12 protein-coding genes are annotated in these 12,790 nt (G+C 38.9%); 7 read left to right on the forward strand and 5 right to left on the reverse strand.

The annotated features are described in order from the left end of the window. The first annotated feature begins 16 nt into the window (after positions 1–16). Positions 17–481, forward strand: coding sequence for a hypothetical protein (locus G626_RS0101990; protein ID WP_022931118.1), 465 nt, complete (start codon positions 17–19; stop codon positions 479–481). Further along, positions 474–848, forward strand: coding sequence for a hypothetical protein (locus G626_RS0101995; protein ID WP_022931119.1), 375 nt, complete (start codon positions 474–476; stop codon positions 846–848). Before G626_RS0101990 ends, G626_RS0101995 begins: the two co-directional genes overlap by 8 nt. A gap of 41 nt (positions 849–889) precedes the next feature. Here the strand turns inward: G626_RS0101995 and G626_RS0102000 are convergent, their stop codons facing one another. Continuing rightward, entirely contained in the window at positions 890–2,080 is a 1,191-nt protein-coding gene (locus G626_RS0102000) for a CobW family GTP-binding protein (protein ID WP_022931120.1), read from the reverse strand. 103 nt (positions 2,081–2,183) lie between these two features. Here G626_RS0102000 and G626_RS0102005 point away from each other — a divergent pair, with 103 nt between their 5' ends. Continuing rightward, on the forward strand, positions 2,184–4,148 hold the full coding sequence (locus tag G626_RS0102005; protein ID WP_022931121.1) for a substrate-binding and GGDEF domain-containing protein: 1,965 nt from the start codon (positions 2,184–2,186) through the stop codon (positions 4,146–4,148). Next, complete coding sequence (locus G626_RS0102010; protein ID WP_022931122.1) at positions 4,145–4,975, forward strand: pyridoxamine kinase; 831 nt, start codon at positions 4,145–4,147, stop codon at positions 4,973–4,975. The genes G626_RS0102005 and G626_RS0102010 overlap by 4 nt, the downstream gene beginning before the upstream one ends. Positions 4,976–5,056: 81 nt before the next feature. Here the strand turns inward: G626_RS0102010 and G626_RS0102015 are convergent, their stop codons facing one another. After that, positions 5,057–7,033 carry a hypothetical protein gene (locus G626_RS0102015; protein WP_022931123.1) on the reverse strand — a complete coding sequence of 659 codons (1,977 nt, stop codon included), beginning with the start codon at positions 7,031–7,033 and terminating at the stop codon, positions 5,057–5,059. A gap of 21 nt (positions 7,034–7,054) precedes the next feature. Next, a complete protein-coding gene (locus G626_RS0102020; RefSeq protein ID WP_022931124.1) occupies positions 7,055–8,107 on the reverse strand; it encodes a DUF2804 family protein in 1,053 nt (350 codons plus the stop codon). Positions 8,108–8,367: 260 nt separating this feature from the next. Here G626_RS0102020 and G626_RS0102025 point away from each other — a divergent pair, with 260 nt between their 5' ends. Both G626_RS0102025 and G626_RS0102030 read left to right on the forward strand, forming a co-directional pair. Further along, complete coding sequence (locus G626_RS0102025; protein ID WP_022931125.1) at positions 8,368–9,432, forward strand: hypothetical protein; 1,065 nt, start codon at positions 8,368–8,370, stop codon at positions 9,430–9,432. Between the two features lie 119 nt (positions 9,433–9,551). Continuing rightward, positions 9,552–10,349: a hypothetical protein gene (locus G626_RS0102030; protein ID WP_022931126.1), complete on the forward strand. Its 798-nt coding sequence runs from the start codon at positions 9,552–9,554 to the stop codon at positions 10,347–10,349. Between the two features lie 70 nt (positions 10,350–10,419). Here the strand turns inward: G626_RS0102030 and G626_RS15050 are convergent, their stop codons facing one another. Then, positions 10,420–10,893, reverse strand: a complete 474-nt coding sequence (locus G626_RS15050; RefSeq protein WP_022931127.1) for a hypothetical protein — start codon at positions 10,891–10,893, stop codon at positions 10,420–10,422. Next, the gene (locus G626_RS0102040) at positions 10,893–11,474 is read right to left on the reverse strand and encodes a ComF family protein (protein ID WP_022931128.1); all 582 of its coding nucleotides are present in this window, start codon (positions 11,472–11,474) and stop codon (positions 10,893–10,895) included. The genes G626_RS15050 and G626_RS0102040 overlap by 1 nt, the downstream gene beginning before the upstream one ends. Before the next feature lie 114 nt (positions 11,475–11,588). Here G626_RS0102040 and G626_RS0102045 point away from each other — a divergent pair, with 114 nt between their 5' ends. Continuing rightward, positions 11,589–12,713, forward strand: coding sequence for a hypothetical protein (locus tag G626_RS0102045; RefSeq protein ID WP_022931129.1), 1,125 nt, complete (start codon positions 11,589–11,591; stop codon positions 12,711–12,713). Positions 12,714–12,790 lie beyond the last annotated feature (77 nt).

The raw sequence follows: 12,790 nt of genomic DNA on the forward strand, positions 1-12,790 counted from the left end.
TGTTTGTGAGGTAATAATGCTTTTTCTAACAATTCCCTATGAAATTCAAACAGTAATAAAAAATGAATCTTATCTTACAGGAAAGCCTGCTCGTCAGATTCTAATAGAAAAACTTCGTGGTGAGACTGTTGAAAAAGAATTTTCTCCAGAGCTTAAAAATAATATGTTGAAACTTGATGAAATAAAATCACTTAAAAGAAACTGGAATGGAAACCATGCAAAAAGTATTTCTGGTAAAATTGTAAAAAAAACAAAATCACTTATTATCAATCTTGATAAACAACCACAGATTTTTCCAACAGCTAATGACTCAATCCAAATTGAATACGATGGGGAAAATGATTCATATCTTGAATTACAGATTACGAAAGGAAAAGAATTGTCGTATTATAAAGTAGATAAATCTGGAAAAGAAATAACAGGTACAATTCCATGCTCTTCTTTTGCATTAAATGCTTTAGTGGAGGATTTTTATGAATAAAAACTTTAGTGATAATGAATCCTTGTATAGAGCTGTTTATCCTCCCGAAGTTAGTCATATGTTTTGGAAAGATGAAAATCATATTTCATCTGCAGTCTTTCTTGATAAGAAAGGTGTATCTGTAGAACGTGGAAATTTCCGTTTGGATGAAAATGTTGTATTAGAAATGAAAAAGTTCTTTATTGGTAAAATTGTTGCAATCACAGCTGGCATTTGCCATGAAGTCAATGCAAAAGTTTTATATAAACCTACAAAAAGAAGTGTTTATCATAGTGAGATTCATGGTGGAGAAAAACAGATTGTTTTGACTCCATCACAAAGACACTTTTTAGCTGCTAATTCTAGACTTCTCGAATCTGAGGCCTAAAAACAACACCGGCCCATAAGAGGCCGGTGTTGTTAAGACTATTAATCCAGACAAGCATCCAGGTTTTTGCAGATTTCTTCCTTGTTCAGGTGGCGGCCGATTATGACCAGTTTAATCATGCGGTCGCCGACTTTTTCGTCCCAGTCTTTTTTCATTTCTGGTTCTTCGGCAAGTACGCGTTTCTGTTCTGCAGGAGGGCAGGAAGCAAGCCAGTTTCCTGAGTAGCCTGCCTGAATCTGGCGGCCTGAAGTTTCAAGAACGTAAGCCATATCATCTTCATCGCTGAACCAGATTACGCCCTTAGAACGGATAATGTTGCGTGGCCACTTTGAAGCAAACTCATCCAGTTTCTGGCGGTTGAATGGACGACGGCGGTAGTATACAAATGAACCGATTCCGTATTCGTCTTCACTCTCGCCCTCATGCTTGTGCTCGTGGTGATGGTGATGTCCTTCATGCTCTTCATGATCGTGGTCGCCATGCTCATGATGCTCGTCATGCTCGTCGTGATCATCATCATCATCTTCTGCATCGTGCTCTTCCAGAGCTTTTACCCAGCCGGCACTTGCATAAACCGTTTCAAAATCAAAGCGGTCTGTACCAATAATTTCTTCTACAGGTACATCACATCTTGTAGTTTCAATTACCTTTACAGTAGGCTGAATCTTGTTGATTACGGCACGAACCATTTTCATCTGCTCGTCTGTAACAAGGTCTCTCTTGTTTACGATAAGAGTAGAGCAGAACTCAATCTGCTGAATAAGAAGAGACTCGATATCCTCTTCGTCAATTCCTTCCTTCAGCAGAGCCTTTCCTTCGTCAAATTCATCAACAAGGCGGCTTGCATCAACAACACCAACAACGTTATCAAGCTTACCAATTTCAATCTGTTCAATAGCCTGAGCAATAGGCATAGGCTCGCAGACACCGCTGGCTTCAATCATAATATAGTCGAACTTTCCGGTCTTCATCAGGTTTTCAATCTGATTTACCATGTCGCTCTTGAGAGTACAGCAGATACAACCGTTTGTAAGAGGAACGAGGCTGCTTGAATCCTCAATTTTTGCTTCTTTAGAAATAAGGCGTTCGTCTACGTTTACTTCACCAATATCATTAACGATAACAGCTACCTTGTAGCCCTTCTGATTTGTAAGAACGCGGTTAAGCAGGGTAGTTTTTCCTGCACCAAGATAACCGCACAAAAGTGTAATAGGGATTTTTTTATCAGACATGATTTATACCTCACAATATATTATAAAATATAATAAAAAAAACGCTAAAAGTACATAAAATTTCCTATATTACCCCCTCAGAAAATATGTTATAATTCTAATAATGAAGCGAAAGAGAATCTGTCTTGTAACAATTTCTCCAGAAACCGAATATTCTCGTCGTGTAATAGCGGGTGTTTGTGCTCAATGTAAAAAATACGGCTATGATGTAGTAGTTATTTCGGCACTTGTTTCTATCTGCAATTATTATAAGAATTATCTCAACGGTGAATTAAACATTTACAATCTGATTAATTTTGATCTTTTTGACGGCTTTATAATTACGCCTGTTCCAATGACAGAAGATAACAATAACTTTCTCTATGAAAAACTTCTCGAACAATTCAAAAACTGTCCCAAACCGGTAGTCACCTTAGACAAAGTTTTTGCTGAATATCCTGTTATTTATACTGATGATAAAACTCCTTTTAAGCGCATTACCGAACATCTTATAAAAAAACATAACTGCCGCACTTTTGATATCCTTAGCGGGCCTGATGCATCTGAACTTACAAGCATGCGCATAAACGGAATTATCGAAGCACTTTCAGATAATAGTATCCCTATCGATAACGATCATATTTTCAAAGGCGACTACTGGTATTTTAGCGGCGAACGTCTGGCAAACCGCTATATCTCAGGTGAACTTGAACTCCCGGATGCAGTAATCTGTCTTTCAGATCATATGGCACTTGGCCTGATAAACAGACTCAAAAAAAATAATATCAATGTTCCTGAAGACCTTATAGTTACCGGATTCGGCGCAGTTCGAGAGGCTGCAATAAATACACCGCCGCTCACTTCCTATGTTCCAAGTCAGGCAAAAACCGGAGCTGAGGCGGTTAATTATCTTCGTACAATTATAGATCCTGCTGCTTCAATTATGGACTATGAAGAAAACTTAAATGACACCCTTAAGCTTGGCAGGTCCTGTGGCTGCGAAGAAGATTTTTCTTATACTCGTGCATATTTAAAAGAACAGTTTGGTACAAAATATAATTATGATGATTCCTCTATCTGGGATAATATCAATATGACTATGCTGCAGGAAAGCTATATGGCAGAAACTCTCACTGGAGCAGAAACCCCGGAAGTTTGTCTAGGAAAAATCTATGAATCAAAATATCTCCTCAAGCCTTACAAACGTTTTTACATCTGTCTTAATGAAAACTGGCTGAACACGGATGTAACAATTACTCAGGGCTATACAGATTCAATTCTTCTTGCAATTTCTGCCGAAGCTAACTCAAAACTGCATGGTAAGTATAATCATGTTTTTATAGGCGAGGGTAGAGAACGGCTTTTTAATAAAGCAGAAATGCTTCCTGCCTTTACAGAAGATTTAAAAGAAGCCTTTAAAGAGCCTCAGATTTTTTATTTTGCTCCGCTTCATTTTGGTGATGTTAGCCTTGGCTACGCAGTATTACAAAATGATTTATCTAATCCCGGATTTATAGGAGAAGTTTTCAGAAACTATCTTCGAAACATAAATAATGCTCTGGAAATGAGCCGCACAAAATATCGTTCAATTTATCTTTCCGAACACGATTCTATGACCGGCCTTAAGAATCGTCGTGGTCTGGAATTTTTTATTCAGCAAAAAATACAGAACGCAGCCAGCGATGCAAAAATATTTGCCATTGTAATTGATATGGATGGCCTTAAAAAACGAAACGACACTTATGGTCACGCAGAAGGTGACAAGGGAATTATGGTCGTTGCAAAGGCAGTGCAAAGTATAACTGAAGCTGGAGAAGCCTGTGCCCGGGATGGTGGTGATGAATTTGTAATTCTTGGTGTCGGCGGCTATACTGATTCTCAGATGAGGGAAAAGCTTTCCCGCTTTCATGGTTACCTTGAAACTGCAAATGAAACAATGTCTATTCCTGTAGAAGCAAGTATTGGTTATAGCCTTCAGCCTGTTGATAAAAAAGAAGGTTTTCAGCTGGTACTTGATAAAGCTGATGCAAAGATGTATGAAGATAAAAACTCAAAAAAATCAGCAGCATCAGAAAAGGTAAAAAAATGAAACGCATAATTACAGTTCAGGATATTTCTTGTGTTGGTAAGTGTTCCCTAACAGTTGCACTTCCTGTTATTTCAGCAATGGGCGTAGAAGCCTGTGTTCTCCCAACGGCAGTTCTTTCTACTCATACAGCTTTTAAAGGATTTACATTCCGTGACCTTACCGGCGACCTGCCCGCAATTACCCGTCACTGGCAGGAAGAAAAAATAAATTTTGATGCCATTTACACCGGCTACCTCGGTTCCCTCGAGCAGATAAATCTCATGCATCAGCTTATAAAAGATTTTGGTGCCGGCTCTACACGTGTAATAGTAGACCCCTGCATGGCAGATAATGGTTCCCTTTATTCCGGCTTTACTCCGGAGTTTGCAAAAGCAATGGCGGGGCTCTGTGCAAAGGCAGATGTAATAGTTCCAAATCTTACAGAAGCAAGCTTCTTGTTAGGTCAGCCTTACGTTGCAAGCGGATATAATAAAGATTATATTGAAGAGCTCATTAAAAAACTTGCCGGCCTGGGTGCCCGCCGTGTAGTATTAAAAGGAATTTCTTTTGATGAAAAAAAAATCGGCATCGCAAGCTACGATTCCGATTCTCAAAAAATCAACTGGTATTTTCACGAAAAAATGCCGCAGAACTTCCACGGTACAGGTGACATATTTGCCAGCGTGCTTACAGGAGCCCTGGTCCGCGACTTCAGCTTAGATAAAGCCTGCCGCCTGGCAGCAGATTTTGTCGTAGAATCAATCCGAGCTACACTTTCACACAAAGACTACAACTGGTACGGCGTCGACTTCGAATCTGTACTGCACATGCTCACGGTGGTTGAGTAGGCCGAAGGCCGTATCGAAACCACCGCAGGGCTCAATCATGTGGTTTCGATACGACGCTGCGCGTCTACTCAACCACCGGGTCTACTTTGCCGCCTTCTGGTAGCTGGCGCGAATACCATCTGCAAATAACTTGTTCTGATCTTTGCGCTCTGGTACAGAGAACTGAGGTTTTCCATCAGAATCAGAAACACGCCAGATATGCATAGGGTCGGTAGTATATGCAGGACTGCCCGGGTTGTTAATCCACCAGTCAAGAACAGCCACAAAACACAAAGTATACTTCAAAAGATTTGCATTATTTGCAGTTGTGTTGGCAGTTTTATTCTGGGCACCAAGCAGAACATCCAGACGTTTAGAAACTTCGTTAGGAATATCAAACTTATAGTGTTCCCAAGGATTTTCAATTAAAGAACAGGTTGCCTTAGTTGGAGCCTTCTGATCACACTCATTAATAACCAGAGTCAAAAACTTTCTTGCATAGTCAGTGCGGTGGAATAAAGGTCTGTACTTGCTCTCATCACTAGGGTGCTCAAGCAGAAGCTGCTCAAACTTAAAGTTTGGCATGTAGTGATATGTTGTCTGCCAGAGCAGGGAAGTAATCATCTTTTTACCGATATGAGACTTATCAAAATCAGGCTGAGAATAAACAGAATTTACAAGGTCGCAGAGAGGCTCACAGTAGAGCTGTTCAAAAGTATCTTCACGGTAAGCAGACCAGTCATCCATAACAGCATAAATCGAATCTGCACCTTTTTTCTGTTCACCAGGCTCAGGGAACTTAATGTTTCGGCAGCCCTGGAAGCAGTCTTCAATGATATGCTGCAGAACACAGATAACCTGAATAGGATTTTCCGGAGAAAGAATATTAAATCCATCCTTAAAATTGAAAAGAGGCTGGAAGTAAGGATACATATCCGGATGTTCATCAAGGCGGTCAAAGCCTGCATCAGGGAACATCTGGTTCAAAAGCTTAAGACCGGTAATTACAGTAGAATCTTTAATTCCCTTTTCCGGAGGTGCAGCCTTTGGCTTCTTTTCTTCTGGAGCCGGCTCTTTTGGTTTTTCCGGAAGCAGCAGATCAAATTTATGCAAGCCAACAAACTTCAAAATCTCACCAACCTTTGCATTAAAAAAGTTTGGATAAGATTCGTAAGTGTCGGAACACATGCGCATTAAAAGAGGGTAGAGCTTTTTGATTACTTCAGTTTCAATGTAAAGCCATTCAGTAATAGCCTGCTTTGCATATAAAGAAAGCTTGTCTTTTGGAGAATCCGGATAAGCTGCCTCATCAGAATAAATCTCTTTAATCAGCTTTGGAATTTTTGTGTTACCGAAATAGTAAACTGTAATGAGAGGCTTGTAGATAGCCCTTACTAAAGGAATTAAATCAGCAACAAGAATTTCATTCATTCCCTGAAGGTTTACATATTCAACCTTAATCGGCTGCATAGCCCAGCCCGCAACGTCTCTCAAGAATTTGAATTTAGATTCAGTTCCGCTTGCAATTTTTCCTTTGTAAGTAGAAGGGGCAATCTGAATCAAAGTTTTGATTACAGTAATAAAGCCTTCCATGTGCTCTGTTGCCTGCTTCATTGTATAGAGGTAAAAATCCGGAATGATTTTTTCCATACCGTTTTTCTGGAAGGAGCGGATAAAATTAAACATTCCATAATTTGGTTTGATTTTATATTCAGCAGACATCATGAGCTTGTCCATAATGCTGGCTGCTTTTTTAGAAATAACAGGAAGATCTTCGCGTCTGCGTCTGGCTGCAGAAGCACCACCCATACCGGCAGCTCCAGAGCCTCCTGCTCCACCAGCACCTCCCCGGCTACCGGCTGCTCCAGCCCCTCCCGGAGCCTGACGTACAATTCTTCCGGCCTTGCTGGCTCCACCTGCGGCACCACCACCGGCAGTAGTTCTTTCGTACAAAACTTCACCGCCAAGTTTTTTTGCCATCACAGCAGCATCTTTATCGCTAATTTCACCAATATTCTTTCTTGTTTTGTCCAGAGTACCCGGAGCCCAGTCCGCAGTTCCGTTAATTTTTTCAGCCATATATATCCTCCAGAAATCAGCCTAAAGCCTGAGCATTCCTTTATGAAGCAGGCCAGGAAAATTTTTAAGAATTATTTTATCACCATTAGAATCAAGAAGAACGCCTTCAAAGGTTCCATACATAGTATAATAGTTTGTTCGCAAAGCAATAAGATTCAGCGTGCGTGAATTTACAGAAAGTGGAGTAAAAGTTAAATCCACCATGCTTTCAGTGTCCTGAATAATCCAGTTTTTGTCTATGCCAAAAGGATGAGTCATATAAACCGGAGGCAGGGCAGTCTGCTTTCCATCAACTACAAGTACATTACTGTTATAGGAATCGGAATCAGCTGCATCCATATTTGATGTATTTATATAGAAGATAATATCTTTTCCGCGTACATTTCCAATGCCGTATACACTGGAAGATTTTGAGTGGAACTTATAATAGGCCCGGTTCAAAATCTGCATGCCAAGCCCTTCAGAATCCTGGGCAGGCTCTCCGTTTATGGCAATATGTCCCATAACCTTCATAGAAGAAAACCAGGTAGCAGAACATCGTGAAGAAGCTGGAGAAGGGCAGACAAAAAGAGAATCAGTATGCATATTATCCTGCAGGGGAGAAAAAACATAACCTTCTGCATTCGGGCGGGCACTGTCTCCGCGAACCTTAAAAGTAAGGGCGTGGTGCTTATGCTGCCTTCCCCAGGAAATCTTTATAAAGCGGGCTTTGCGGTAACAGGCACAAATACCACGGGTAGTAAGAACAGGGACAAAACGCCTGCGTGAAGGCATAATTGTATGGTAAACATATTTTTTGCCGGATTCTTTATTCCAGAAGATGATTTCACCAAGACCAATTACCTTAAAATCATAAAACTGTGAAAGGCCAATAAAATCCTTAAGTGAAAAAACATATTCCAGCCGGCTTTTAATTCTGAGGTTTGATATTATAGAAGGAACCGGAATTCCTGCGTAAGGCGCTCTCATTCCCCTGATGTCAGTTTTTGGAGAAACTCCGTCAAAAGAGCCAAAATGCGCCTTTCCGTTTTGAACCAGAAACTCTGGCGGTTCAATAAACTGCCGCGAATACATTCTTTTATTATAAACTAATTATGGAGAAAATACAAATTAACCTTATTGCATAGTTATTCCTGACACTTTTCTAAGAAAAAAGTTATAAAAAGTTAATATTCCTAAGAGATTAACCTTATAAATCTAAATTAAAAGAGATAAAAAATAATATTTTTCTTGACTTCACTATTGCGCCGTGGTAGAATTATAAAAAAAAGAGGATTTTACGCAAAGAACCGTTGGTTTGTAAAATCCACAAATAAAAAGGAGGATTTTTTCAAATGAAAAAAATCGTTGGAATTTTCGCAGCAGCAGCTATGGTTGCTTCTGTATTTGCAGTAGACTTCACTGCTGGTATGCAGATTAAGGGAAGCTTGTTCAACTACGACGGAGCATCTAAAGGCGTTTCTGCTATGAAACTTTGGAGCGCAAACGGTCCAGATGACAAGCCATTCATTTTCTCTGCTTCAGATGATAGAGCTGGTGCAACAATTAAGATTTATGATGCAAAGGCTACAAAAGTTAATGCTGAAGAATTGGCAAAAATGGGAGAAGAAGACTTTGATGAAACAAAGGCATTCTCAACATTCTCTTACATGGAAGCTAACAAGTGGAACATCTGGTTCAAGCCATTCGATATGTTGAAGATTGACTTGGGTACAGTAGATACAAAACTTAACTGCGAAACAATCACTTACTGGAAGGGTAAGGTTCTTGGTGGTGCTGACTGGGCTTACAAAGCAACTGTTAATGTTGATGCAATCACATTCGCTGTAGCACTTGCTACTGGTGGAAATGACGATGGAAAAGCATGGTTCACATTGCCAGATGGTGGAGATGCAGCTCTCGGTGAAACAGATATCTATTTTGCTTACTCAGCTGACTTCGGAACAATCTCTGCTTTGTTCGTAGGAAAAGATACATTCAAGGACATCAGCGTAGGTGCTGGTTACAAGAACACATTCGGTGATCTTTCAATCTTCGCTGATGCTGCATTCTTCCACACAGATGCTGCTAACGGTCTCAAAGTTGATGCTGATGTAAAATATGCTAAGGATGCTCTTACAGCAGAAGCATATGCACAGCTCGGAGCTACAAGCCTCGATGCATTCGCTGATACAATGTCTATCGCTACATATGCTAAGGTTTCATACGCTCTCGACTTCGGTACAGTATATGCTAAGTTCCTTGATGACAACCTCAAGGCTGACCCAGCTGCTCTCGAATTCGAAGCTGGTCTCGACGGAAGCGTTGGAGCTATGTCTTACGAGCTCGCAGCTAACGTTACTTTGAAGGACGAGAAGGTTAACTTCGGTATCCCATTCTGGACACGCTTCAGCTTCTAATCTGAGCTAATTCCAAAATGAAAAAGAAGCTCGCCGTATGGTGAGCTTCTTTTTTTTTATAACCTCTTCCTTTTTATTTTGTTATATAGTTAAAGAATACATAAAAACTGGAGTATAAAGTGAAAAAGACAATTATTTATTCATGTTTATTAGTAGTATCTGCAATCTTAATTTCCTGTGGTACTACTAAAGAGGTACAGAGCACACCTGATTCTTACGTTGCAGAAGGTGAGACTCTTCCTGCAATAGAAGAAAATGCAGATGTTGCTGCAACACCTCAGCAGGCAAAAAAAGCTAAAAAGAAAAAGAATGCAATTGAAGATTTCTTTACCTTTGGAAATAAAGACGACTATATTATTTATGATAACACAACCGTTTTTGCAAAAGAAATAACCGGTATGAAAGAAAAGAATGCAAAAATGGCAATCCGTTATGATAACTACATGGCAGGTTTTGGTTCTTATAATTCAGGACTCTTCTATTTTGTACAGTTCGATAAAGAAAACCGTAAAACTCTCGCTACAGCAATCGAATCTTATTTATCAGATTTTGAAAACAAACGCCTTCAGCGTAAAGGAAAACATACAGAAAGAGCCTATGGAAAAATCAATTACCGCATAGACTGGGGTACAATCTCTTCTTCTACTCCAAATAACGGCCAGGGCGAAGGCTACTGCGGCTATGAATTCTATAAAGGTTCTCCTTATTTTGTAATTTCAAATTATCCTTTCGAAAATAACTACTATGAGCGCTCAGGCGGAGCAGCAAATAGAGAATCTGCATCTTTACAATACTACTTCACCCGTTCACAGTTAAAACAGCTGACAGACCTGCTGGCAGAAGATGTTATCACTAAACACATTGCCGAAAACGACTACGAATTCGCCGCCGGCCCGGCAACAATCGATGAATACTAAAACAAAAGGCTACCCGCAGGTAGCCTTCATTATTTAATAAGGATGGAAATTAACTAAGATTTACATTCAATCAAAATGTAAATAGTTCGTTTTGTAAAATCTTTTCCTGCTCTTTTGTCTGAAATATTTTATCAGTCACAATTTCATTATTTCGTATTACATAAAAATGCTTTCCAAGATTTAGCATTTCATTTATATTGTTTTGAGTTCCCTTACTTAGCCCATCCCAAATCATAAGACCGAAATCTGAATCAGATGCCATTCTCAAATCTTTTAATGTATACTTTGCACGTCCCTGCAGGTTACCGGAAGGAACGTTTTCGGTAGTCCAGTGGCCAATATTATTTCTTATACAATTTCCGGCATAATAAACAACAACATTATTGTAATGGTTATCAGAAAGATATTCCTGTACGATTTTATCAATTCCATTTGCATCACCAACAAGAACGGTAAGATTATTATTCATAATATTGTTTAATTTTTGTTTAGCAATTAATGGGAGCGATTTAATACTTATTGAACCAGAAACAAATACTTTCATTAGTCATTTATCCTTGTATGAGTTAGCGCAAATGCATATAAGTTTTTATAACCATTTTGCTGCAATAAATCAGCTACTACATTCATTGTACTACCACTATCATAAACGTCATCAAAAATAATTATTTTAGATTCTTTATTTACAGAAAGATTTTCAGAATAACTATAACTGCTTTTTAATATATCAATTTTTTTTGCTTTTTCAACCTGTTTAATTTCTACATGGTTATCAGCTTCAATCATATTTTTTATTATTTTTATATTAAATTCTTTTCCAATTGCATCTGCAACAACTTCAACAGGCTGAAACTTTCTGTTTTTGTTTGTCGCAGGAACCATGATAACGAAATCTTTATTTATATATTCAAGAAAAGTATTATCTGATTTTAGCAGTTTTATGATTTCAGGTAGAACTGAAATATTCTGCTTATATTTTAATTGATAAACTAATTCACCCATTGGAGAACGTTTTGTATCAAACTGAGGGTGTCCATATTCATTTTCACCTGTGTAAATACTGTAAATAGTATGAACAGAAAATGCATATCCTTCAATCCACTTGTCTGAAAAAAGATGAACCATAAAAACCTCATCAATTATTATACACTAAAATAAAATATAATATAACAAAAAAAATGCTTTATTATAAAAAAATCAGGCATACCTCCTTTTGAAAAAAAAGGAGGATTTTTTCAAATGAAAAAAATCGTTGGAATTTTCGCAGCAGCAGCAGTTCTTGCTACTTCTGTATTTGCAGCAGATGTTTCTGCTTCAACAAAGATTGGTGGTAAATTGTTCCATTATGATGCTGACAAAACATTTGGTTTGTTGACAGAAAACAATGACAGCCATGACTATGCAAACCCAAATATCACTTTCAGTGCATCTGATGAAAAAGCTGGTGCTACTGTAAAGCTTACTACTGATGGTGGTGACAAAGCTGTAAAGATGACTACACAGACAATCTGGTTCAAGCCATTTGATGCATTGAAACTTACAGTTGGTAACTTCGATGTTGCATTGAACAAGGAACAGATTGACTGGACAGAATCAGTTACTGCTCTTGGTGGAAACGGTTTCTTGGCAACAGTTGATGTTAGCGGATTCACATTAGATGTAGGATTCGAAGCAAATGGTGCTGATTGGATGAACAAGAAAGACGGTGAAGATCCAGTACTCAGCAAGTTCTTCGTAAAGGGTGCTTACTCAGCTGACTTCGGAACAATTGGTGCATATGTAAAGCTCAACGGATCTAAGGCTCCAGATGTAAAAGATCTTCTCAGTGATGATGAAGAAAAAGCTAAGAAAGCTAAAAAAGCTCTTGAAGATTTCTATGCAGCTCCATACAAGTTCGTAATTGCTGAAAAGAGCGGTGCTGTTCAGACTGTTGAATTCGGTGCTGGTTACAAGAACACATTCGATCCAATCACATTGTTCGTAAATGTTGTTGGATTTATGGATGACAAGTTCGAATGGGTACGCCCAGAAGTATATGCTTCAGGTAACTTTGATGCATTTGGATTCCAGGCATTTGCTGCACCTGCTATCGTAATCGACAGCGATGCTAAAGATGCATTGGATGCAATGGACATCAACCCAATCTTCTTCGAAGTACTTGCTAAAGTTACATACCAGATGGACCCATGTACTCTTTATGCATACTTCAAAGATGCTAACCTCTTGGCTAAAGACTTCGCTTGTACACTTAAGTTCGGTGCAACAGGAAGCCTTGGTGCTATGGGATGGGATGCTTGGGCACAGGTTGATGTAGCTGATAAGGTTGGATTCTCAGTTCCATTCGCTTTGACATACAACTTCTAATCTGAGTTAATTCCAGAATAAAAAAGAAGCTCGCCATATGGTGAGCTTCTTTTTTTTATCACCTATTCATTTTCTTT

Origin of the sequence: Treponema bryantii NK4A124 (assembly GCF_000421345.1) — a bacterium.
In the GTDB taxonomy this organism is placed as follows: Bacteria; Spirochaetota; Spirochaetia; order Treponematales; family Treponemataceae; genus Treponema_D; species Treponema_D bryantii_B.